The organism is Pseudarthrobacter sp. N5 (assembly GCF_050157035.1).
Classification (GTDB): domain Bacteria; phylum Actinomycetota; class Actinomycetes; order Actinomycetales; family Micrococcaceae; genus Arthrobacter.
The window spans coordinates 276,099-299,624 of record NZ_CP189593.1 but is presented as its reverse complement, the minus strand read 5'-3'; the positions used below and the strand labels follow the sequence as shown (position 1 = coordinate 299,624).

Sequence of the window (23,526 nt, the reverse complement as noted above, 5' to 3'; positions counted from 1 at the left end):
GATTTGTCGCCTAGAGCTGTTCGATGTCGATGCTGTTGATGGTGACGTCCTCAACCGGGCGGTCGCCTGCGCCGGTGCGGACACCTTCGATGGCGTCAACAACCTTGCGGGATTCCTCGTCGGCAACTTCACCGAAGATGCTGTGCTTTCCCTGCAGCCAGTCGGTGGGGATGGTGGTGATGAAGAACTGCGAACCGTTGGTGCCCTTTCCCATCTGGACTCCGGCGTTGGCCATGGCCAGCTTGTAGGGCGAGTTGAAGCTGAGTTCGGGGTGGATTTCGTCGTCGAATTTGTAGCCCGGTCCGCCAACGCCACGGCCCAGTGGATCGCCTGCCTGGATCATGAAGTCCTTGATGATGCGGTGGAAGACGGTGCCGTCGTAAAGCGGCGTACCGGTTTTGTCCTCACCGGATTCCGGGTGCGTCCAGGCCTGCTCGCCCGTGGCGAGGCCAACAAAGTTCTTAACGGTCTTGGGCGCGTGGTTGCCGAAGAGGTTTACGACGATGTCGCCGAGGCTGGTGTGGATCGTTGCTTTTGCGGTTGCGATTGCAGTCATACTGCCCATTCTTTCACGGCCGGTCAACGCGGATGCGGCCGTTACGGCAGTTCCGCGCTGGGTGAAATCAGCCGGGAATCCGCAGGAATCATAGCCGGTCAGGTTCAATCCACGTAGGCTAACTCCAGAACCGCCACATTAATCGGGAGGTAGTTGTGAAGAAAAAGGATCGTATTGCCCGCGAGCTGGAGCAGTCAGTCAGCACCGGAGTCGAAAATGCCAAGGACTGGGCCGGCCCGCGGGTTGAAGCAGCCGTGAATTGGGCTGTTCCCCGCCTCCAGCACGGCCTGGACACCGCTTCGCCCAGGATCCAGGAGGGCCTCAAGTCAGCAGCCCACAACCTGGCCGACGGCGTAGCGACTGTAACGCCGCGCATCCAAGACGGATTGGCCCAGCTCGCGCCCAGGATCCACGACGCCGTCGAGGAGGCCACCCCGCGCCTCCAGGAAGCTCTGGACAGGGCCACCCCGGTGATCTCCCAGGCACGTGACAAGGTGGTGGACGAGTACCTTCCGCGCCTCTCTGACCAGATCGGCCACGCTTCCGAAGCCGTACACCGGACTCTGGAGAACGCGCCCGGCCATGTGGATTCCGTGGCACAGAAACTCGTTGACTCCGGTGTGGTGCACAACCTCCAGAACCAGGCACAGCAAGCCGGCGAGCAGCTGAAGGCTGCCGCGTCGCAGGCCAGCCAGGCTGTTTCCTCGGAGCTGTCCCGTCCAGCTAAGCCGAAGCACCGCCGGCTGCTCGTCTTCGGTGTGATCGCTGCTGCGGTGGCTGCCGGCGTGGCCGCCTGGAAGGCCTCCAAACCCGTTGAAGACCCCTGGAAGACGCCAGCGCCTGTCAAACTTGCGCCGGTGACGCCTGCGCCGGTTCCGGCTGCCTCGTTCAATGAGGGCAAGAACACCATCACGGACGTCGCCAGCAAGGCCACGGACACCATCGGCGATGCAGCCCGGGATGTCGCGGACAAGGCTGCCGATGTAGCGGATGATGCAAAGGACGCGGCAGATGATGCTGCGGACAAAGTGGAGGCGGCGGCCGAAGACGCCGCAGACAAAGCCCAGCACGTTGCCGAAGATGCCAAAGACACGGCCGCCCGGGTGGCAAAGGATGCCAAGACCGCCGTGAAGAACATCGCCGCCAACATGAACAACGGCAATCACAAGGTGACGGATAAGTAGCTTTCAGCAGCCGCCGTCGGCGGCGGTTGAAGTGGAGGGGCCCCGCCGGGTGCGGGGTCCCTCCATAGTTTTCCAGGGCTTCACCCGGTCACCGGCCGGGGAACTGCCGATCGGTGCTAAATTTGAGGTGATGTCACCCGATAGATCCACTGAGGATGCCTTGAACGACGCCACACAGCTGCCGGGCGTGTCCATCGTCATCCCGGCGTATAACGAGGAAAGTGTCATCCGGCAGTGCCTCATCGCGGCCGTGTACCAGTCGGTGCCGGCATACGAAATCATTGTGGTGGACAACAAGTCCACGGACCGGACTGCGGCCATCGTCGCGCAGATGCAGCTCGAGTATCCGGAGAGCCCCATTGTTCTGCTCAGCCAGAACCAGGACCAGGGACTCATCCCCACCCGCAATTTTGGCCTGAACCACGCCACGGGTGATGTGCTGGGCCGCATCGATGCCGATTCGGTGGTGGAACCGGACTGGGTGGAACAGGTCCAAAAGGCATTCCATGATGTGTCAGTCCAGGCAGCCACGGGTCCTGTGGTCTATTACGACATGCCCATGCGCCGGTTTGGGCTCAAGGCCGACGATAAAATGCGCCAGCTGATGCTGAAACTAGCCAAGCATCAGTATCACTTCCTCTTCGGCTCAAATATGGCCCTGCGGCGGTCAGCGTGGGAGACTATCCGCGATGAAACCTGCCGGGACGAAAAGGACGAGATGCACGAGGACATTGATCTGTCCCTGCACCTCGCTGACCACGAACTCAAGGTCCAGTACTGGCCGCAGATGGTCTCCGGCATGTCCGCACGGCGGCTCGAGGATTCCCCCCGCGACTATCGCTACTACGTGACCCGCTTCGACCGCACCTACAAAGCGCACAACGTCAAGAAGATGGCTCTCAAGGCACCCATGGTGGTGTTCTTCTCCGTGTACTTCCCGGCGAAACTGCTCCGGGCCATCCACACTGTGAATTCAACACAGCCCATCCGCCGCGGCGGGCAGTAGGCACCTGCTCCGGCTCTCATCAGTTCCGGTTCCCTCATCAGTTCAGAGGCCCTAATCAGTTCCGAGGCCGACAAGTGGAGGGGCAGGAAGATCGCCTCTGCCAATCGCACCTCGGGACCCTTTCTGGCCGATCACCACCACAGCGAGCCCCACCATAATGAGCGTCAGGCCGGCGTACGTTCCGGCCGGCAAAGTTTCGCTGAGGAAAACAGCCGCCAGCAAGGCAGCACCGGGTATCTCCAGCAGGATGATCATCGAGACCAGCAGCGGACTCATTGTCGCCAGCAGATGGTTGAAAGCCGTGTGCCCCACCAACTGGGCACAGATGGTGATGGCAATAATGCCTAGCCAACCGGCGCCGTCGAAGCCTACCAGCGGCTGTCCTGAAAACAGTGCCAGCAGCGCCACCACGGCTGCGCACATTCCATAGCAGAGCGTGGTGTACGTTCCCGTGGTCATGGTCTGCCGGGCTTTCCCGCCGGCCAGGGTGTAGAGGCCCGCCAGGGCGCCACCAGCGACCGCCAGTAGATCACCCAGCAGTGCTTCGGGCGAGGAGCCCATGTCGAACCCGGTGATGGCCGCAACTCCGCCGCAGGCGATGCCCAGTCCTGCCAGCACCGGCCAGCGGTGCCTGATTCCGCGGAACAGCTGGAAGATGGCGATCCACGCGGACTGCAGACAGACCAGGGCAGTAGCAGCGGCAACGGATGTGAGTTGCAGGGAGGTGATGAAACACCCGAAGTGCAGCGCCAGGGCACTGGCTGCCATCAGCGACCACCGGAACTCGCGGGCCGTCACTTGGCCGAACTGCCGGGGTTCGCGGCCCAGCGTAGGTGTGGCCATAACTGCGGCCCCGATTGCATTGCGCCAGAAGGCGATGGCCAGGGCGCTCACTGTGGTGGCACCCAGTGTTGCCGCAATCAGCGGCCCGGAGGAGGCCACGCCCAGAACGCCGAGAGCTGCAAGGAAAAAGTTCACGATTCAACCTTAGTTCCCGGAAACGTCCGGCCAGGTATGTCCTTCAGTCGGGCCGGGGCAAAGCAAAAGGCCTTGAACTACGTTTCCGCAGTTCAAGGCCTTTCTTATGGTGGAGGCACGGGGACTCGAACCCCGAACCCCCTGCTTGCAAAGCAGGTGCGCTACCAATTGCGCCATGCCCCCATAAGAAGCAACCCGTCAATCATACCCTAGTCCCGGAGACCTTCTGACCGGTCTCCGTACCGGGGATCCGGGCTAATCAACCGTATCGGTTGACTCACTCCAGACCGTTTTCCGGGCTTCGGACTCCTGTACTTTCCGGTAGAGCAAGACTCCTGCAATAGCAGCTGCAATAACCAGCAACTTCTTCACATGCACCTCGTTCCGGTCCAGTTTCAGCTGAACTTTTACCTGAACCCGTACAGGTTCCGTGGGCGTACCAGGACTTGAACCTGGGACCTCTTCGTTATCAGCGAAGCGCTCTAACCGCCTGAGCTATACGCCCCGATGCCTCATCGGGCCGAGATACGACTTTACAGTACATCCCGGCCCGATCTCAAATCGAGGGTTTCAACCGGATAATTTCCGGAATATTGCGGTCCTAATCGTCGGTCAGCGTGACGCCGATGCCGCCCACCAGAGTCGCAGCGATGTTATAGAGCACGGCGGAAAGCATGGACAATGCGGTCAGCAACACTACGTTGACCACCGCGATGATAGTGGCAAAGGACGCCACTTGGCCCAGCGATGCCACCTTCTTGAGCTCGAAGCCGCCGCCTTCGGATCCTGAGAGCGTCCCCAGCAGACTGTCCACCTGATCGAAGATGCCGGTGAGATCCAGAACTGTCCACAGCACTATCGCGGCAACCACTGTGACAATGCCCAGGGCAACAGAGAGCAGGAAAGCCATTTTCAGGACGGACCACGGGTCCACCTTGCTGACCAGCAGGCGCGCGCGGCGCATCTTGGCCTTAGGTGCCGGCTTGATCAGACCTGGTGTGCCGGGGCGTATCCGCTGACCCGGTGCCTGCGCGGCGGGGCGCTGGCTTCCGGTGCCAGGCTGGCCCTGCGCCGGACGCTGTCCCGGCGCTGCGGGCCGCTGGCCGGGGAGACCTGACGGCGCTGCGGGCCGCTGCTGCGGACGCACCGGTGCGTTGACGCCGGGTGCCGTCGCGGGCTGCCGTGTCCCGCCGGGAACATTGCTGCTCGGCTGGGGATATGAGTCGGAATTACTCATGCGTTACCTCCGGTGTTGTCTTCGTTCGGCTCAGCATCGCCGGCGTCGTCATCTGACTCCGCGGCCGGTGCTGATTCTGCCAGTGCTGCCTCGTTGGACCCCTCATGTGATCCGGCATCTTCTGCCAACGTTACGTCATCCTCCGGAGATTCCTCACCCTCCAGCCCACGTTCACTGTTCCGTGCCACCTCGATAATCCGGTCATTCTTGTCCGGCTTTGCGAAGATCACACCCATGGTGTCGCGTCCCTTGGCCGGAACCCCGGCCACCGAGGACCGGACCACCTTGCCGCCCTCCATAACCACCAGGACCTCATCTTCCTCCTGGACAATCAGTGCACCCACCAGGTCACCGCGTTCCTCAGCGAGCTTGGCCACCTTGATGCCCAGCCCGCCACGTCCCTGCAGGCGGTATTCCTCCACGGCGGTGCGCTTGGCGTAGCCGCCCTCGGTCACAATAAAAACGAACGAGCCGTCTGTCACCACGTTGGCTGCCAGCAGTTCATCGTCCTCACGGAACTTCATGCCGGTGACACCGGAGGTGGCCCGGCCCATGGGGCGGAGGGCATCATCCGTTGCAGTGAAGCGGATGGACTGGCCCTTGCGCGACACCAGCATCATGTCATCGGTCTCGGACACCAGTTGGGCGGAGACGAGCTCATCCCCATCCCGCAGGTTGATGGCGATGACGCCGGCCGAGCGATTGGTGTCGTAGTCCTCAAGCCGGGTTTTCTTGACGAGCCCCCGCTTGGTGGCGAGCACCAGGTAGGGAGAATGCTGGTAGTCCTTCATATCCAGCACCTGGGCGATGTGCTCGTCCGGCTGGAATGCAAGCAGGTTTGCCACGTGCTGGCCCTTGGCGTCACGGCCCGCCTCCACCAGCTCGTATGCCTTTGCACGGTACACGCGTCCGAGGTTGGTGAAGAACAGCAGCCAGTGGTGGGTGGTGGTAACGAAGAAATGTTCCACAACATCATCGCCGCGCAGCTGGGCACCCTTGATGCCCTTGCCGCCACGCTGCTGGGAACGGTAGTTGTCACTGCGGGTGCGCTTGACGTAACCACCGCGGGTAATGGTGACCACCATCTCCTCCTCTGGGATGAGGTCCTCCATGGACATGTCGCCGTCGAAACCCATCAGGATCTTGGTGCGGCGGTCATCTCCGTGCTTGGCCACGATTTCCGCGAGTTCGGTGCTGATGATTTGACGCTGGCGTTCCTCGGAGGCCAGGATCGAGTTGAACTCGGCGATCATGGTTTCGAGTTCCCCATGCCGGTCCTGGATCTTCTGGCGTTCCAGGGCCGCAAGGCGGCGCAGCTGCATGTCCAGGATGGCGCGGGACTGAAGCTCATCGATATCCAGCAGCTGCATCAGCCCGTCACGCGCTGCTTCGGTGGTGTTGGAGGCACGGATCAGGGCAATGACCTCATCCAGCATGTCCAGTGCCTTCAGTAGCGCACGCAGAATGTGTGCTTCTTCCTCGGCCTTGCGCAGGCGGTACCGCGTGCGGCGGGCGATGACGTCCATCTGGTGGGTAACCCAGTGACGGATAAACGCATCCAGACTCAGCGTTCGGGGCACCCCGTCCACAATAGCCAGCATGTTCGCGGAGAAATTCTCCTGCAGCTGGGTGTGCTTGTAGAGGTTGTTCAGCACCACCTTGGCCACGGCGTCACGCTTGAGCACGATGACCAGGCGCTGGCCGGTGCGGCCGGAAGTCTCGTCGCGGAGATCCGCGATTCCCTGGATCTTGCCGTCCTTGACCAGCTCGGCGATCTTGATGGCCAGGTTGTCCGGGTTGGCCTGGTAGGGCAATTCAGTGACCACCAGGCAGGTGCGGCCCTGGAGCTCCTCCACATTGACCACGGCACGCATTGTCACAGAGCCCCGGCCGGTACGGTAGGCATCCTCAATTCCCTTGTGGCCCAGGATGGTGGCGCCGGTGGGAAAATCGGGGCCCTTAATGCGGAGCAGCAGTTCCTCAAGCAGCTCTTCGCGGCCGGCCGTCGGGTTGGCCAGGTACCACTGCACGCCCTCCGCTACTTCACGGAGGTTGTGCGGCGGGATGTTGGTCGCCATGCCGACGGCGATGCCCGACGAACCGTTGACCAGCAGGTTGGGGAACCGTGCCGGCAGAATGGTGGGCTCCTGGTTCTTGCCGTCGTAGTTGTCCTGGAAATCAACGGTTTCCTCGTCTATGTCACGGACCATTTCCATGGCCAGGGGCGCCATTTTGGTTTCCGTATACCGCGGAGCAGCTGCGCCGTCGTTGCCGGGTGAACCGAAGTTGCCCTGCCCTAGGGCCAGCGGGTAGCGCATGGTCCAGTCCTGGATCAGCCGGACCAGGGCATCATAGATAGCGGTATCACCGTGGGGGTGGTACTGGCCCATGACCTCACCAACTACACGGGCACACTTGTTGAAGGAGCGGTCCGGCCGGTATCCGCCGTCGAACATTGCGTACAGCACACGGCGGTGGACAGGCTTCAGGCCATCCCGGACATCGGGGAGGGCGCGGCCCACAATGACGGCCATGGCGTAGTCCAAGTAGGACCGCTGCATTTCTGTCTGCAGATCCACCTGCTCCACGCGGTCGGTCAGCACGTCGCCTTCCAGTACTGCTTCCAGTTCACCGGCGGAGTCCGCGGGAACTTCGGGTGTTTCGTCACTCATAGTCTGTATTTTCCGTTTCAGGTATATGTCAGTTGTGGAATGTCTCGGGGGCTTGTGGCCTCACTAGATATCCAGGAACCTGACATCCTTGGCGTTCTGCTGAATGAAGTTACGGCGTGATTCGACATCCTCGCCCATCAGCACGGAGAAGGTCTGATCGGCGGCCAGGGCATCATCCATGGTGACCTGCAGGAGGGTGCGGCGGTCCGGATCCATGGTGGTGTCCCACAGTTCCGTGTAGTCCATCTCACCCAGTCCCTTGTAGCGCTGTATGCCGTTGTCCTTGGGGATACGGCGGCCAGCAGCCTGGCCGGAGAGCAGCTTTGCGTCGCGCTGCTTGTCGCTGAAGACGTAATCGTGCGGCGCGTTTGACCACTTGATCCGGTACAGCGGGGGCTGTGCCAGGTACACGTAGCCGTTCTCGATGAGCGGGCGCATGTAGCGGAACAGCAGGGTCATCAGGAGCGTGGTGATGTGCTGGCCGTCAACGTCGGCATCGGCCATCAGCACGATCTTGTGGTAGCGCAGCTTGCTCAGATCGAAGTCTTCGCCGATGCCGGTGCCGAAAGCCGTGATCATGGACTGGACCTCGTTGTTGCCAAGTGCCTTGTCCAGCCGGGCACGTTCCACGTTCAGGATCTTGCCGCGCAGGGGCAGAATGGCCTGTGTCTCCGGGTTACGGCCGCGCTTAGCGGATCCGCCTGCGGAGTCGCCCTCCACGAGGTACACCTCACACCTGGCCGGATCCTTGGAGGAGCAGTCTGAGAGCTTTCCGGGCATGCCGAAGGATTCCAGCGGGCTCTTCCGGCGTGCATTGTCGCGCGCCTTGCGCGCAGCCATCCGGGCCTGTGCCGCGGAAATCGCCTTGCGGATGACGTCGCGGGCCGGGCCGGGGTTTCGCTCCAGCCAGTCGCCCAGGCCATCGGTGACCACACGCTGGACAAAGCCCTTGACCTCGGAGTTACCCAGCTTGGTCTTGGTCTGTCCTTCGAACTGCGGCTCGGCAAGCTTCACCGAGATAACCGCGGTCAGGCCTTCGCGGATGTCATCACCGGTGAGGTTGTCATCCTTTTCCTTGATAATGCTTTTTTCCCGCGCATAGCGGTTGATGAGCGAGGTCATCGCGGCGCGGAATCCCTCCTCGTGCGTGCCACCCTCATGGGTGTTGATGGTGTTGGCGTAGGTATGGACGCTCTCCGAGTACGCGGTGGTCCACTGCATCGCCATTTCAAGAGCGATCTTGCGGTCCTTGTCCTCGGTTTCAAAGGCGATCACGTCTTCGTGGACCACATCCACCTTCTTGCCGGAATTGAGGTGCTTCACATAGTCCAGCAGGCCGTCGTTGTACTGGTACACCACGGTGCGGTACTCAGCGGTGACTTCGCCTTCGGTGACCACTGCGTCGAGGTCAAGATCGCCGTCGTCGTCCGGTTCCTCGGTGGCGCGGCGCTCATCAGTGAGTGTGATGCGCAGTCCCTTGTTCAGGAAGGCCATCTGCTGGAAGCGGGCGCGCAGCGTTTCAAAATCGAATTCGGTGCTTTCAAAGATGCCCGCGTCCGGATAGAACGTCTGCGTGGTGCCGGTCTGATCCGTTGCGTCGCCCTGGACGAGCCCGCCCTGCGTCTTCCCACCGTCGGCGAAGGACATCCGCCACACGTAGCCCTGGCGCCGGACCTCCGTGTTCACCCTGCTGGAGAGTGCGTTCACCACCGAGATGCCCACGCCGTGCAGGCCACCGGAGACGGCATACCCGCCGCCGCCGAATTTTCCTCCGGCGTGCAGGATTGTCATAACAACTTCAATGGTCGGCTTGTGTTCGGTGGGGTGCATATCCACCGGAATGCCGCGACCGTCATCAACTACTTTGACGCCGCCGTCGGCCTGAAGAACAATTTCGATGTGGGTGCAATACCCGGCAAGGGCCTCATCGACAGAGTTGTCCACCACCTCATAGACCAGGTGGTGGAGGCCACGGGGGCCGGTGGAACCGATGTACATGCCCGGTCGCTTGCGTACTGCTTCCAGTCCCTCGAGCACCGTGATGTCGCTGGCACCGTATTCCCGGGGGCCGCGGCCCCCGGTGTATCGGGGGTACGGGCATCCTCAATTGCGGGTTCCACTGCCTGGATATCTGCATTGTCGTTAGCCACAGGCGCTTTCGACTCCTCTGTATTCGATGATGGCCGGCCGATGCCGTCTCCCGAGGGAGAAGCTTCCGCCAACAGGCACAAACGGATGGCGCAGGGTACTTGACTGACTGGCGGAACCGTCTCCTGCTCGCTGCAAGCGCTCGGGAAAACGGACTCAGTCAACGTTTCACCGGCGCCCAGTTATCTACAGAGATTCTACCGTGTTAACTGGCGTTAACTCGCATTCCAGGGCCACACACGGCAAGCAAAGTGCCCCTGTGAGGCCATTGACTCCACCTGCACGGCCCCAGCGGTACCTGCTTTGGGTGCCTATACGCCCCTCTGGAGTTTGAACGTCCTACACGGCGTTTGTGGATTATTCAAGAGCCGCGACGCCGGCAGTCCAAGAAAGCGTCCGTCCCCCTGCTGCTACCCGTACGTATCGCGGGGGCCACGGCCGTTGACCGTGCGAATGCCCTTGCGCCAGCTGGGTGCCGACGGGCCGAGCACCTGGATGCTGGTAACCACACCGTCACCAAGCTCGGTCCTGAACTTATCCAGCAGGCTGATGCTCAGAAGACGGAGCTGTGTGGCCCAGGCGGTGGAATCGCAGCGCACATGCAAAGTGGTGTCGCTGAAGCTTTCGGGTGTGCAGTGGGCGGAAATTTCCGGCCCCACCAGGGCACCCCATTGCGCCATCACGGATCCCACAGCCACCGGCGATGTCCAACCACGTTCAGCCACCAGCCGTCCCACCACTTTGCCGAGACCCAGCGGATCACGGCCGGTCGAATGAAATTGGCTGAACCCGCGGGTGTCCCGGTTTCCGCGGCGCTGCTGCTTCTGGGTGCTACTACCCGCCCGCGGCGCGACCCGCCGGATTTCGCCCCGCGCAGCGGCAGCTTCGCGCATCCGGCTCAGTGCGGCCTGTGGGGCATCGATGTCGTCGGGATCGCGGCCTGGCTGGAGACCGCCGTCCTTATCCCTGTTCATCGATTCCTCCCGGGATAACCATCACCCTCCGCCCGGCCAGTTCTTCCGGAATGTCGGCTTCGACGGCGGCGGTCACCAGAACCTGTTCTGCGCCGGCTACTATTGCCGCAAGCTTACGCCGCCGCTGGACATCCAGCTCGGCAAAAACGTCGTCGAGGATCAGGATCGGGGCAGATCCGCCTGTGCGGGCATCATCGAGCATCACATAATACGACGCCAGGCGGAGCGACAGACACATGGACCAGGTTTCGCCATGCGAGGCATATCCCTTGGCCGGTGCTTCCCCCAACACCAGTTCCAGTTCGTCCCGGTGCGGGCCCACCAGCGAAATGCCGCGTTCCAGCTCCTTGCGCCGCGACGCCGCAAACGCCTGCACATAGCGATCAGTGAGCTGATCGACTGTCAGCAGCCTGAGGTCTTCAGACCCATCGACGGCGGCGGCCGCGCCCGGGTGACCGGCTGCAGTACCGTCGTCGTCAATCAAACCCTGGAGGCTCGAGCGGTAGATGGCGCCCGCTTCCTTGGAACCATCAGTCAGCTGTGCGTAGGCACCGTTCAAATGCGGCCGGAGACGCTCCACTAACTCCAGCCGTGCAAACAAAAGCTCGGCGCCGGCCCGGGCCATATGTTGGTCCCACACATCCAGGGTTGCCTCATGTCCGGACGAAAATTTTCCGGCCCGGGCTGACTTCAGCAGGGCGTTACGCTGCTTAAGGACCCGGTCATAGTCACTTCGCGTTGCCGCATGCCGCGGGATCAGGCTCACCAGCAGCTCATCCAGGAACCTGCGCCGGTTGGAGGGGTCTCCTTTAACAAGGGCCAGGTCTTCCGGAGCGAACAGCACCGTGTGACAGATACCCAGGATGTCACGGGCCCGGACGGGGTTGCTCCGGTTGATCCGGCCACGGTTGGCCCGGGTGCCGTTGATTTCCAGTTCAAGCAATGTGGCCTGTTCACCACGCACAAGCCTGGCGCGGATCAGTGCGCGTTCTGTCCCAAAACGCATCAGCGGACCGTCGGAGCTGACGCGGTGCGAACTGAGCGTGGCCAGATATCCGATTGCTTCCATCAGGTTGGTCTTGCCGATGCCGTTGGCACCCAACAAGACCGTTACGCCCGGTTCCAGTGCGAGATCAACTTGGGCATAACTGCGGAAATCAGTCAGCGAAAGGTGTTCTAAATACACGCCAGCTCGGAATTCTCTGGACCCACGGGGTTCAGGTGAGTGTTACTTGGCCGGACGGGTGGCATGCCCGCCGAACTGGTGGCGCAATGCGGAAACCATTTTCATGGCTGGCGAGTTGTCCTCGCGGGAGGAGAAACGTGCGAAGAGTGCAGCGGTGATGGCCGGTGCGGGAACGGCATTGGCGATGGCCTCTTCCACGGTCCAGCGGCCTTCCCCGGAATCTTCAACGTAGTCATCAATGGATTCCAGTCCCGGATCCTCATCCAGGGCCTTGACCATAAGATCCAGGAGCCAGGACCGCACGACTGTGCCTTTTTGCCACGCACGGAATGTTCCGGGAAGGTCAGTGACGATGTCCTTGGCAGCCAGCAGTTCATAGCCTTCTGCGTACGCCTGCATCAGACCGTATTCGATGCCATTGTGCACCATCTTGGCGTAGTGGCCGGCACCAACACCCCCCACGTGGACAAAACTGTCCGCGCGTTCGCCGTCGGGGCGCAGCACATCAAAAACGGGAAGTGCGCGTTCAATGTCTGTTGTGTCGCCGCCTGCCATCAGGCCGTAGCCGTTCCGCAGACCCCACACACCGCCTGAAACACCGCAATCAGCAAATCGGATGCCCTTTTCGGCAAGGGCGGCACCGTGCTTCTGGTCCTCGGTGAACCGGGAGTTGCCACCATCGATCACCAGATCGCCTGGCTCCAGTTTTTGGCCCAGCTCCGCAATCACGGCATCAGTGATGTCACCGGACGGGACCATCACCCAGATCAGGCGCGGGACTGGAACGGCTGCTATCAGTTCATCGACGGAAGCGACATCGGTGACGTCCGGGTTGCGATCAAAGCCGGTGACTTCGATTCCGCCCTTGCGCAGCCTTTCGCGCATATTGAAACCCATTTTCCCAAGGCCGATCAGTCCGATGTGCACGGCATGAACTCTTTTCTGCGCTGGTGGTTGAGTTGACGGTGTGGGGAAGGTAGATCTGCACCCAACTAGCTCGCATCAGATGTCGTTTTGGCCTTCATAGAGACATCTGCTGCGGGTCAGTTAGGCAGGCGGACCGGCATTACCAGGTACCGGTAGTCACCCTGGTCTTCACCGTCGGCATCAACCTGAGCCGTGATCATGGCCGGTTTGGGTGCAGTGGTGAAAGAGAACCGTACGTACTTGGTTTCGATCACGCTGAGCCCCTCCACCAGGTAGTGCGGGTTGAAGGCAACCGTGATCTCTTCACCGGAGAGCTGAGCCTCAAGCTCCTCGGAGGCCTGGGCATCTTCACCGGTACCGGCATCAAGGTGCAGCTGACCCTCCGTGAACGCGAGGCGGACCGGCGTATTGCGCTCAGCCACGAGGGAAACACGGCGGACGGCTTCCACGAGTTCCTGGGTCTGCACCGTCGCGTGGATCGGGGTGGAATCCGGAAACAGCGAACGGATCTTGGGATAATCCCCGTCAACGAGCAGTGAGGTTGTGGTGCGGCCGCCGCTCTCAAAACCGATAAGCCGGCTGTCGTCGTCGGCAATGGCGAGGTTGATATCACCGCTGTTACCCAGAGTTTTGGCTACCTCATTGAGGGTTTTGGCTTTGACCAGGGCACTCGTTGAAATCCCCGGAGTGACCGGCTTCCAGGGAACTTCGCGCATGGCCAGCCGGTAGCGGTCCGTGGCAAGCAGCGTGATGAGATCGTCCTCAATTTCCATCCTGACACCGGTCAGAATGGGGAGGGTGTCGTCCTTGCTGGCCGCGATGATGACCTGTGAAACGGCCTGGGCAAACGAGTCGCCGGGCACTGTTCCGCTGATAGTCGGCAAAGCAGGCAAGGGCGGGTACTCAGCCTCCGGCATGGTAGCCAGGTGGAAGCTGCTTCGGCGGCACGTGAGTGTCACTTTACTGCCGTCGGTCTCTACATCCACCGGTGCCGACGGCAAGCTGCGGCAGATGTCCGCAAGCAGACGCCCCGAGACCAAAATGGTGCCCTCGGCGGTGACGTCGGCCGCAATCTCCAGCCGGGCGGAGGTTTCATAGTCAAAACTCGAGAGGCTGACAGTGCCGGCTTCAGCTTTGAGAAGCAGCCCTGAGAGGACCGGTACGGGCGGCCGCGGAGACAAGGACCGGGCTGTCCACGTGACGGCTTCTGCCAGGACGTCCCGTTCGACTCTGAACTTCACGGAAGGGTGCCGCCTTTCATTGCTGCTGCTGTCATTGCTCAAACCTTGTGACAGCTTAGCCGCAAGATGTGTCTTTCTCCCATCCCCCGGCAGGCAGGGGGCCTGATTTGCCCGCTGGACGGGCCGGTGTGCGGAGGGGGCAGGAAATTGTTGTTTGAGGAAATTTCAATTAATTGGGATTAGTAGTGTTAATAACTGCTGTGGAAACTGTGGATAACCCTTCCTCACCGCGAGATTCCGGGGTTAAGCCCTGTTCATGGGTTGTGGGCGGCGCAGGTTTTAAACAGGCTGTGGATGGGGATAACATTTTTGGCCCCGCAGCTGATCCACAGCTGCCTTAAGGGTTTTAAGCCCATTAACCGCACTTGTCCCCTTAACTATCCACAGGGTTATCCACATGCCCCTGTTAATAAGGTAGGGATGTGCGATGACGTCGGGCTCAGGAATCCCGCTGCTGCTGCTTAATCCGGTTGGTCAGTTCCGTGACCTGGTTGTAAATCACACGGCGCTCGGCCATCAGTTCGCGGATCTTGCGGTCGGCGTGGATCACCGTGGTGTGGTCTCGGCCCCCGAGCTCCTGACCGATCTTCGGAAGGGACATGTCCGTCAGCTCCCGGCAGAGGTACATGGCGATCTGACGTGCGGTCACCAGAGTCCGGGTCCGGGACTTGCTGCAGAGTTCTTCCATGCTGAGCTTGAAGTACTCAGCGGTCTGCGTCAGGATCTGGCTGGAGGTGATTTCCTGGGCGCCGTCGTCGGTGATGAGGTCCTTCAGCACCATTTCAGCAAGAGCCACGTCCACGGGCTGCCGGTTCAGGCTCGCGAAGGCGGTGACGCGGATGAGGGCACCCTCGAGTTCGCGGATGTTGCTGGAGATCTTGGAGGCGATGTATTCCAGGGCATCATCCGGCGCGGACAGCCCTTCGCTGAGCGCCTTCTTCCGGAGAATCGCGATTCGGGTTTCAAGTTCCGGCGGCTGGATGTCCGTGAGGAGGCCCCACTCGAAGCGTGACTTCATCCGGTCTTCGAATCCAGCCAAGAGCTTGGGGGGCTGATCCGAGGTAATGACTACCTGCTTGTTGTTGTTGTGCAGGGCGTTAAAGGTGTGGAAGAACTCCTCCAGAGTCCGGTCCTTGCCGGCCAGGAACTGGATGTCATCAATCAGCAGGACGTCTACATTTCGGTAGGTCGTCTTGAAACTTGTCCCCTCATCGTCCCGGATTGAGTTGATGAAGTCGTTGGTGAATTCCTCTGAATTCACGTACCGGACCCGGATTCCGCTGTACAGCCGCCTGGCATAGTGGCCGATTGCATGGAGCAGGTGGGTCTTGCCCAGGCCTGAATCACCGTAGATAAACAACGGGTTGTACGCCTTGGCGGGGGCTTCAGCCACAGCGACGGCCGCAGCATGGGCGAAGCGGTTTGAGGAACCGATCACAAATGTATCGAAAACGTATTTCGGGTTCAGACGGCCGAATTCATGTGAAGTGCTGGGCAGCATGGGCTGCGGCTTCTGCTCGATCAACTGATCTGAGGTAAAAGACTGTTCGACGGCGGGTTCCGGCTCTTCGTGGATCGGCACCAGATCGGTGTCTACGTCGATTGCGCACCGGATGTCGTCAGAGAAGACGTTGTGGAGGGCATCGTCGAGGGCTTCCTTGACCTGGGTCTGGAGAACCTCGCGGGTGAGTTCGTTGGGTACGGCCACTAGAAGTGTTGATCCGATGAGCCCCTGTGCCTGGGCGAGGATGACAAAGCCGCGCTGTCGGGGTGAAACACGATCGTCCTGCTCCAGCAGGCTGACAACCCTCCGCCAGGAACTTCCGACAGTATTGGCGTGGTTTGCTTCGTCTACTGTCATCAATCAGTTCCTCAACACTTGCTTGCCTGCATTAGCTGCAGCCACAAGCCGTGAACCAGGAAGCTGGTCCGGCTTCATCCACAGGGTTATGCACAGTCCGTGGATAATCGGCTACTGAGCCACTCTAGGGGATGAAAACCACATAAGATAGCTGGGAAGTAGCTTGTGGATAATTACATCGTTGTGGTTCAAAAATAGGCCCTGTGACCCAGTTCATCCACAGCCTGCGGAGGTGCGTTAGCCACAGCTGTGGAAAGGTCCCAGCCAGCGCCCCGGTTTGACTCTGGTAGGTATTTTGCCCTAACGTGGTGAAGTCCTTTGTGCGCACTTTTTCACCTCATTTGAACCGTTCAGACACATCTCGTCCGAGCAGTGAGGGAAGTGTGCATATACAAAACTTAGCGTCGGCCAGTTCTTCCCCTTTTTGATCGGGTGGGCGCACCTTTGATCCACTGGAGTAACTAACGTGAGCAAGCGGACTTTTCAGCCGAATAACCGCCGTCGAGCCAAGAAGCACGGCTTCCGCCTTCGTATGCGTACCCGTGCCGGCCGTGCCATCCTGGCAGCCCGTCGTGGCAAGGGCCGCATCGAACTGTCGGCCTAAATAACTGACTCGTCGGTCATCTTCTCTTTGCTGGTTTTACGGTGCTAGCCACCAGGAACCGTTTGAGGACGGCAAGCGAATTTTCAACAACTGTACGTTCCGGCGTCCGCAATGGACGTCGGAACTTAGTGTTATATGCGGTAACTATCGCTGACGATGAACCCAGCAGGATCGGGTTCATCGTCTCCAAGAGCGTTGGGAACGCTGTGGCCAGGAATCTCGTTAAGAGAAGACTGAGGGAAATCGGTGCTGCCTCGCTGCGCGAGTACAGTACCGGATTCGCTATTGTGGTGCGGGCTCTGCCTGCATCTGCAACTGCCGGCTGGGACCAACTGTCGGCGGAATACACCGCCGCCCTGGAAACAACGATGAACCGGCTTGTCAGCCGCCTTCCTCAGGCTGCAACTAAGGGTTCGAACGGAACAACACAGGAAGGGACACAGCGTGCTTAACCTGACTGCCGCCGTCGTCCGCCTCCTTGTTTCCTCATCTGCTGCGCTCGGCAAGGTCATCTGGAACCTGCCCCGCACTGTACTGATTCTGCTGCTGCTCACGTACCGCAAGGTGATTTCACCGCTGTACGGCCAGGTGTGCCGCTTTTTTCCCTCATGCTCGGCGTACGCGCTTGAAGCAATCACTGTCCACGGTGCTGTGAAAGGAAGCTGGCTTGCGGCCAGGCGCCTCTCACACTGTCACCCATGGAATGCCGGCGGTGTGGACCATGTCCCCGCGGGTCACCGGGAATGGCCTGAAAACCGCACCCCCACAATTGTTGTGATGAACAATCCGGATATTTATCTGGCTGCTCGGTCTGATGGAGAAGGCCGCTCTGCGGCCTGACGAATAGGGATAACGTATGGACTTCTTTGGAACGATCATGTTTCCGTTCAAGTGGCTGGTGTCTGCCATCATGGTGGGCTTCCATGACGGACTGAGCTTCATCGGTCTGCCGGCTGCCAACGGCTGGACCTGGACGCTGTCGATCATCGGGCTGGTGCTGGTGATCCGTGCCGCCCTGATCCCTGTGTTTGTCAAGCAGATCAAGGCCCAGCGTGGAATGCAGCTGCTTCAGCCCGACCTGAAAAAGATGCAGGACAAGTACAAGGGCAAGACCGATCAGCTCTCCCGCCAGGCCATGGCGCAGGAACAGATGGCCCTGTACAAGAAGCACGGCACCAACCCGTTCTCGGCCTGCCTGCCCATGCTGATCCAGATGCCGTTCTTCTTCGCCCTGTTCCAGGTTCTCTCCGGTATCAGCACGGCCAAGCAGGGTGGCATTGGCATCGGTGCCATGAGCGTCGACCAAGTGAAGCAGTTCGACGAGTCGAGTATCTTCGGTGCCCCGCTTTCCGCCTCTCTGCTCCACGGGGGCGCAGGCGGCAATGAGGTTGTCGTGTGGATCCTCTCGATCGTGATGATCCTGGCCATGACGGCCTCGCAGTTCATCACCCAGAAGCAGATCATGGCCAAGAACATGTCCGAAGAGGCTATGGCGAGCCCGTTCATGCGCCAGCAGAAGATGATGCTGTACATCCTGCCGGTGGTCTTCGGCGTGGGTGGCATCAACTTCCCCATTGGTGTCCTCATCTACTGGACCACCACCAACCTGTGGACTATGGCGCAGCAGTTCTTCGTTATTCGTCGCATGCCGACGCCGGGTTCCCCTGCAGCGAAGGCCCTCGCTGAGCGCCGTGCCGCCAAGGGTCTTCCAGCGCTTCCTATTCTCGGTGGGAAAAAGGTCGACGCCCAGGCAGAGGCCGCAGCAGCTGCTGCGGCTGCCGCGATAGCCGAGGCCAAGAGCCAGCGTATTCAGCCACAACGTAAGAACAGGAAGAAGAAGTAATGTCTGTCGAAAGCTCCGAACACGCACTGTCCGCCGAGGTCATTGACGACCAGGATGATTCCGCTACCGACGACGGTACTTCCGAAAAAGGTTCTTCCGCTAGCCGTCTCGAAGAAGAAGGCGATGTCGCAGCCGACTACCTCGAGGAACTTCTTGACATTGCAGACATCGACGGCGATATCGACATCGAGGTCCGTAATGGACGCACCTACATCTCCATCGTCGCCGAGGAAGAGTCCAGCAATCTGGAAAACCTCGTGGGCAAGGACGGCGAAGTACTCGAAGCCCTTCAGGAGCTGACCAGGCTTTCCGTGCTCTCAGCGACGGAAAACCGCTCGCGCCTGGTGCTGGATATCAATGGCTACCGTCAGGAACGTGCCGGACATCTGCAGAAGATTGCAGAGGATGCCGCTGCTTCGGTCAAGGAATCCGGCAAGGCTGTGGCGCTGGAGCCGATGAGTGCTTATGAGCGCAAAATCGTCCATGACGCTGTGGCTGATCTGGGCCTCGTCAGCGAGTCTGAGGGTGAAGGCGCCGGCCGCCACATCGTTGTTTCCGCTGACTAGAGAATTGCTGACCTGCTAATCATGGTTGAAATTACCGCAGCTGAACTGTTGGCGGCCGAGAAGATCTTCGGTGACCGTCTCGATCTGGCCAAACGTTATGTTGAACATCTGGCCACGTCCGGAACGGAACGCGGACTTATCGGTCCCCGGGAGGTTCCCAGGCTCTGGAGCAGGCACGTCCTCAACTGTGCTGTCATCGAGACTGAGATTGCCCACGGAAGCCATGTCGCCGATGTTGGCAGCGGGGCCGGTCTTCCGGGTCTCTGTCTGGCCATTGCGCGTCCGGATCTGGAATTGACACTCATTGAGCCGCTGGAACGCCGCGTGATCTGGCTTCAGGAAGTGGTCGATGACCTTGGCCTGGAAAACGTCACGGTGATGCGAACCCGCGCCGAACTGGCGGTGGGGCTGATAGATGCCGATGTGGTGACTGCCCGTGCCGTTTCGGCCTTGAGTAATCTGGCCGGATTGACCATTCCCCTGCTCGCCGGAAAGGGAGAAGTCGTGGCCATCAAGGGCCGAAGTGTCGGTGAAGAAATTGAGAAGGCCGCCAAGGTCATTCGGAAGCTTGGCGGCGTGCAAACGTCCGTGGTGACCGTTGGCCAGGACCTGCTGGAAGAACCCACAACTGTGGTCCGGATCGTAGTGAATAAGTCTCAAAAAATCGCCTAGCTGAGGCACGGTGCCCCGGGTCTTCAAGATTCAGCGGTTAGGCTAGTGACAGCAAAAGCCGAACGAGAGTGAGTGTGTCCCAGTGACCAGTAGCGAAGCCTCCACACAGCGGATACCCCCGTTTGTGTCTTTGGGGTCAGCACGAGCACTTTTTGTGCCCTCGGCGGTGTCTCCGTACACTTCGAATCACCTGAAATCAGTTTCAGAGGGCATCGCTTCGAGCACTGTTTCACGTGAAACTTCGAAATCCGGCAAAGTAAATGTCCTGGACAGCCTGGACGATTCCAGTCCGATCGCGCGGGAGCTGGCACATGAAAACAGGCGCCGGGAACGGCTCCTGGGACGAGAGTTGCCCAAGCCGGAGAAGACCCGGATTTTCACTGTTTCAAACCAAAAAGGCGGAGTGGGTAAAACCACCACTACAGTCAACATTGCTGCTGCTTTGGCTGCGGCGGGGCTCAACGTCCTGGTCATCGACATTGATCCGCAGGGTAACGCCTCCACCGCACTGGGTATTGAGCATCACGCGGATGTAGACAGCATCTACGACGTCTTGATCAATGACATGCCGCTTGAGGATGTCGTGGCGCCGTGCCCGGACATCAGCAACCTGATCTGTGCCCCTGCCACCATCCACCTTGCCGGTGCTGAGATTGAGCTGGTCTCCCTGGTGGCCAGGGAGCAGCGTCTACGCCGGGCCATAGATGTCTACTCCAAGACCCGGGAGAAGAACGGCGAAGAGCGGCTTGACTTTATTTTCATCGACTGTCCGCCGAGCCTCGGGCTGCTCACCGTCAACGCTTTCTGCGCGGCCGGGGAAGTCCTTATTCCCATCCAGTGTGAGTACTACGCGCTGGAAGGATTGAGTCAGCTGTTGAAGAACATCGAAATGATCCAGAAGCATCTGAATGCCGATCTGGTTGTGTCCACCATTCTCCTGACGATGTATGACGGTCGGACAAACCTGGCTGCCCAGGTGGCAGCCGAGGTCCGCCTGCACTTCCCCGATCAGGTTCTGGGAGCGGTTGTCCCCCGCTCGGTGCGCATTTCGGAAGCCCCCAGCTACCAGCAGACCGTGATGACTTATGATCCGTCCTCCAGTGGAGCACTCTCTTATCTGGAAGCCGCGGCGGAAATCGCTGAACGTTAGATTTTTTCAAGAATTGCAACAACTGGAGCCAGGTGATGCCGGCTCTTCCGACGGAGGGATTTACCCATGAGCGAAAAGCGACGTGGCCTGGGCCGCGGTCTTGGCGCACTCATTCCGAGTTCCGCCCCTGCCGATGCCCCGGGTAACGGGGCATCGCCGTCGCGGCCCGTTGATCTCTTTTTTCCCGAGGGGCGGAAGAAGACAGCACCCGCAGAGAACGCTGATGTGGTTTCCGGAACAGAAGCTGGCTCCGCTGACGCGGACGTCAGGGACGCAGCTCCGAAGTTGCCTGCGGCGGCCGTTTCCCGTCCGGCTAAACTGTCTGTCAAGGCACTGGCCAATTCCACTTCGAAGGCTGCTCCAAAGGTGGCGACCCAGGAGACCGTTGGGGCGCAGTCGAGATCTTCGGCGCCCATCGAGGGGTCTCAGGCTTCGACTTCTCACGGAACGGATCCACGTACTGGTTCCGATCGCTCGTCTGACCATGTGGAGCTCGTGGAAGTTCCCGGCGTCCGGTTCGCTGAGATCCCCGTCACGGACATCCATCCCAACCGGAAACAGCCGCGCTCAGTCTTTGATGAGGACGATATGGCTGAGCTCATCCACTCAGTCAAAGAAATCGGTGTCCTCCAGCCAATTGTTGTGCGGACTTCAACCGAAGTTGGTGGCGAACCCTATGAGTTGGTTATGGGTGAGCGCCGCTGGCGGGCAGTGCAGGCCGCGGGTCTCTCCACCATCCCTGCAATCGTTCGTGACACTACCGATGACGATCTCCTCCGCGATGCCTTGCTGGAAAACCTCCATCGTAGTCAGCTCAATCCACTGGAAGAGGCAGCCGCCTACCAGCAATTGCTCGAAGACTTCGGAACCACACACGAACAGCTGGCGGACAGGATAGGCCGCTCTCGTCCCCAGGTATCCAACACACTCCGCCTCCTCAAGCTCCCGCCTCTGGTGCAGCGCCGGGTTGCCGCCAGCGTTATCTCGGCCGGCCATGCCCGCGCACTGCTTGCCCTTCCGGACTCGGCAGCGATGGAGCGGCTGGCGCAAAAGATTGTTGCTGAAGGTATGTCGGTCCGGGCAACGGAAGAGGCCGTTACGCTTTACCGGGATCCTGTGTCTCCGGTGAAGAACAATATTCCCCGGCCGGGTGCACGACACGAGCGTTTGGACTACTTGGCTTCATCACTGTCTGATCGGCTGGATACCAACGTCAAGATCTCGCTTGGTACACGGAAAGGGCGGGTCAGCATTGAGTTTGCTAGCGTCGAGGATCTGAATAGAATCATGGACGTTCTAGCACCTGGTTCGGAGAACTGACCGAAAGCCATTCAGAGTAAGGCCCGTTTCATTTGAGACGGGCCCTATTTTTGTCTTACGGTCCTCTTCGTTGAGTTTGTTCTCCCAATGTGTGTGTTTCACGGGAAACCGTCCTCGCCGGCGATGACATCAATCAATTGGGTCAGCCATAGCTCCCCATTTTTCGGTCAAATGTCAGGGTCTATGGTTGTTTCCGCTGTTCCCGGGCGTTGCGGCGACCGGTTCTCCTGGCTCCGATGCTCCTGGCTGACGCCGTGGTCAACGATCGTGCCGGTCGCACGCCGTGGACCTTAGCTGGACTCTGTCTACTCGCGTCTGCCACGTCATGTTTCACGTGAAACCAATACGCTGTTTCGTCTTCCCGCACAACGTTGTCTAACAAGGTTTCACGTGGAACATGCTTTTAGAACCACGAAAAGCGGGCGCCAGTCCGAAGCGAAGGGGCAGGGCGTATCTGCTAATGTCTGCCTAGCCGGTTTGGGACGATTGGGGTATGTCTCGTACTGTAGTTTTGACTGATGACCCGTGGCGCGCATCGAGCCACTGATGGCGAGCTCGGACGGGAGCCGGGGTCGGCCGTTCCGGGATCACCGGCAGGTAGTGGAGGGCATTGATTACCGGTTCGGGCCGGGATTCCGTGGCGTGATCTGCCGGCGGGTGTCGGATCTGGACGACGGTCTGGAAGCGTCATCGACGCTTCAGCGGTGATGGCACGTGGGACATAATCCGTACCCGCCTTCTGGTTGAAACCGACGCGGCCGGCGGGATTGACGGGGAGGTCTCCGTGGACTTCACCGTGAACCGCGCCCACCAGCACGCAACGGACCTTCCGTGGCACACAGGGGGAGCTGTCGAATACATGAATCTGCTGGAAGAACGCCGCTAACCATGCGATCGGGCGGTCTCGCGGGGGGTCTGACAACCAAAATCCATCACGTGTGTGACGGGAAAACACGCCTCTGGTGATGTTGCCCGGTCCGGGGCAGGGCGGGATTCGCCGGTGTTCCCGCACCTGCACGACTCGCTGCGTGTGCCCCGGATCCGCGCGGGCTGTGCCCGGTCCCGCCCCGACCGCGCCTTGGGCGATATAGCGTACTCGTCGAAGTCGAACCGTGAGCTGCTGCGCAGCCGCGGCATCCAGGCCGTGGTACCGGAACGCTCCGACCAGGTCGCAAACCAGAAACGCCGCGGCAGCAGCGGCGGGCGTCCGGTGGGCCTGGACACGGAAGCGTACAAGCACCGCAACGCCGTCAAACGATCATTCACCACGTTCAAACAATGGTGAGGCCTCGCGACCCGATACAACAAGCTTGCCCTCACCTACCGCGGCGGGGTCGTGCTCCGCGCCATCAGGATCTGGGTCAAGGAATTAGGAAACACTTTCCAGCCCCTGCTCGGAAG

General features: G+C 60.3%; 21 protein-coding genes, 2 tRNA genes and 1 pseudogene. 11 read left to right on the top strand and 13 right to left on the bottom strand.

Annotated features, from left to right (window positions below):
- Positions 1–10: 10 nt before the first annotated feature.
- Positions 11–556 carry a peptidylprolyl isomerase gene (locus ACQCST_RS01480; RefSeq protein WP_426997607.1) on the bottom strand — a complete coding sequence of 182 codons (546 nt, stop codon included), beginning with the start codon at positions 554–556 and terminating at the stop codon, positions 11–13.
- Between the two features lie 155 nt (positions 557–711).
- Here ACQCST_RS01480 and ACQCST_RS01475 point away from each other — a divergent pair, with 155 nt between their 5' ends.
- Together ACQCST_RS01475 and ACQCST_RS01470 are read left to right on the top strand one after the other, a co-directional pair.
- Positions 712–1,740 (top strand): hypothetical protein, encoded by a 1,029-nt coding sequence (locus ACQCST_RS01475; protein ID WP_426997606.1) that lies wholly within the window; start codon positions 712–714, stop codon positions 1,738–1,740.
- 130 nt (positions 1,741–1,870) lie between these two features.
- Positions 1,871–2,746, top strand: a complete 876-nt coding sequence (locus ACQCST_RS01470) for a glycosyltransferase (RefSeq protein ID WP_426997605.1) — start codon at positions 1,871–1,873, stop codon at positions 2,744–2,746.
- Between the two features lie 51 nt (positions 2,747–2,797).
- Here ACQCST_RS01470 and ACQCST_RS01465 read toward each other — a convergent pair whose 3' ends face one another.
- The 12 genes from ACQCST_RS01465 to dnaA form a co-directional block, all read right to left on the bottom strand.
- Positions 2,798–3,724, bottom strand: coding sequence for a DMT family transporter (locus tag ACQCST_RS01465; protein ID WP_426997604.1), 927 nt, complete (start codon positions 3,722–3,724; stop codon positions 2,798–2,800).
- Positions 3,725–3,831: 107 nt separating this feature from the next.
- Positions 3,832–3,907, bottom strand: a tRNA-Ala gene (locus ACQCST_RS01460).
- Between the two features lie 72 nt (positions 3,908–3,979).
- Positions 3,980–4,096, bottom strand: a complete 117-nt coding sequence (locus tag ACQCST_RS01455) for a DLW-39 family protein (protein ID WP_247041699.1) — start codon at positions 4,094–4,096, stop codon at positions 3,980–3,982.
- Positions 4,097–4,155: 59 nt separating this feature from the next.
- Positions 4,156–4,229: transfer RNA gene (locus ACQCST_RS01450), tRNA-Ile, on the bottom strand.
- Positions 4,230–4,325: 96 nt separating this feature from the next.
- Positions 4,326–4,961, bottom strand: a complete 636-nt coding sequence (locus ACQCST_RS01445) for a DUF3566 domain-containing protein (protein ID WP_426997603.1) — start codon at positions 4,959–4,961, stop codon at positions 4,326–4,328.
- A complete protein-coding gene (gene gyrA / locus ACQCST_RS01440) occupies positions 4,958–7,633 on the bottom strand; it encodes a DNA gyrase subunit A (RefSeq protein ID WP_426997602.1) in 2,676 nt (891 codons plus the stop codon). The genes ACQCST_RS01445 and gyrA overlap by 4 nt, the downstream gene beginning before the upstream one ends.
- A 63-nt stretch (positions 7,634–7,696) precedes the next feature.
- Positions 7,697–9,670 (bottom strand): DNA topoisomerase (ATP-hydrolyzing) subunit B, encoded by a 1,974-nt coding sequence (gene gyrB / locus ACQCST_RS01435; RefSeq protein ID WP_426997601.1) that lies wholly within the window; start codon positions 9,668–9,670, stop codon positions 7,697–7,699.
- A gap of 521 nt (positions 9,671–10,191) precedes the next feature.
- Positions 10,192–10,755 carry a DUF721 domain-containing protein gene (locus ACQCST_RS01430; protein ID WP_426997600.1) on the bottom strand — a complete coding sequence of 188 codons (564 nt, stop codon included), beginning with the start codon at positions 10,753–10,755 and terminating at the stop codon, positions 10,192–10,194.
- Positions 10,742–11,941 carry a DNA replication/repair protein RecF gene (gene recF, locus ACQCST_RS01425; protein WP_426997599.1) on the bottom strand — a complete coding sequence of 400 codons (1,200 nt, stop codon included), beginning with the start codon at positions 11,939–11,941 and terminating at the stop codon, positions 10,742–10,744. Before recF ends, ACQCST_RS01430 begins: the two co-directional genes overlap by 14 nt.
- Positions 11,942–11,983: 42 nt before the next feature.
- Complete coding sequence (gene gnd, locus ACQCST_RS01420; RefSeq protein WP_426997598.1) at positions 11,984–12,868, bottom strand: phosphogluconate dehydrogenase (NAD(+)-dependent, decarboxylating); 885 nt, start codon at positions 12,866–12,868, stop codon at positions 11,984–11,986.
- A 116-nt stretch (positions 12,869–12,984) separates the two neighbouring features.
- Entirely contained in the window at positions 12,985–14,109 is a 1,125-nt protein-coding gene (dnaN, locus tag ACQCST_RS01415; RefSeq protein ID WP_426997597.1) for a DNA polymerase III subunit beta, read from the bottom strand.
- Between the two features lie 439 nt (positions 14,110–14,548).
- On the bottom strand, positions 14,549–15,970 hold the full coding sequence (dnaA, locus tag ACQCST_RS01410; protein ID WP_426997596.1) for a chromosomal replication initiator protein DnaA: 1,422 nt from the start codon (positions 15,968–15,970) through the stop codon (positions 14,549–14,551).
- Between the two features lie 466 nt (positions 15,971–16,436).
- On the opposite strand from dnaA, the gene rpmH reads away from it, so the two are divergent.
- The 9 genes and pseudogenes from rpmH to ACQCST_RS01365 form a co-directional block, all read left to right on the top strand.
- Complete coding sequence (rpmH, locus tag ACQCST_RS01405; protein ID WP_062008104.1) at positions 16,437–16,574, top strand: 50S ribosomal protein L34; 138 nt, start codon at positions 16,437–16,439, stop codon at positions 16,572–16,574.
- A 41-nt stretch (positions 16,575–16,615) separates the two neighbouring features.
- Positions 16,616–17,026 carry a ribonuclease P protein component gene (rnpA, locus tag ACQCST_RS01400; protein WP_426997595.1) on the top strand — a complete coding sequence of 137 codons (411 nt, stop codon included), beginning with the start codon at positions 16,616–16,618 and terminating at the stop codon, positions 17,024–17,026.
- Positions 17,019–17,414, top strand: a complete 396-nt coding sequence (gene yidD / locus ACQCST_RS01395) for a membrane protein insertion efficiency factor YidD (protein ID WP_426997594.1) — start codon at positions 17,019–17,021, stop codon at positions 17,412–17,414. The genes rnpA and yidD overlap by 8 nt, the downstream gene beginning before the upstream one ends.
- A 16-nt stretch (positions 17,415–17,430) precedes the next feature.
- Positions 17,431–18,417, top strand: a complete 987-nt coding sequence (gene yidC / locus ACQCST_RS01390) for a membrane protein insertase YidC (RefSeq protein WP_426997593.1) — start codon at positions 17,431–17,433, stop codon at positions 18,415–18,417.
- Positions 18,417–18,983: a protein jag gene (locus ACQCST_RS01385; RefSeq protein ID WP_426997592.1), complete on the top strand. Its 567-nt coding sequence runs from the start codon at positions 18,417–18,419 to the stop codon at positions 18,981–18,983. The genes yidC and ACQCST_RS01385 overlap by 1 nt, the downstream gene beginning before the upstream one ends.
- Before the next feature lie 21 nt (positions 18,984–19,004).
- A complete protein-coding gene (gene rsmG, locus ACQCST_RS01380) occupies positions 19,005–19,655 on the top strand; it encodes a 16S rRNA (guanine(527)-N(7))-methyltransferase RsmG (protein WP_426997591.1) in 651 nt (216 codons plus the stop codon).
- Between the two features lie 82 nt (positions 19,656–19,737).
- Complete coding sequence (locus ACQCST_RS01375) at positions 19,738–20,805, top strand: ParA family protein (protein WP_426997590.1); 1,068 nt, start codon at positions 19,738–19,740, stop codon at positions 20,803–20,805.
- A 66-nt stretch (positions 20,806–20,871) separates the two neighbouring features.
- Positions 20,872–22,125, top strand: coding sequence for a ParB/RepB/Spo0J family partition protein (locus ACQCST_RS01370; RefSeq protein ID WP_426997589.1), 1,254 nt, complete (start codon positions 20,872–20,874; stop codon positions 22,123–22,125).
- A 493-nt stretch (positions 22,126–22,618) separates the two neighbouring features.
- A pseudogene (locus ACQCST_RS01365) lies at positions 22,619–23,506 on the top strand (IS5 family transposase); the annotation flags it as partial.
- Positions 23,507–23,526: the final 20 nt, after the last annotated feature.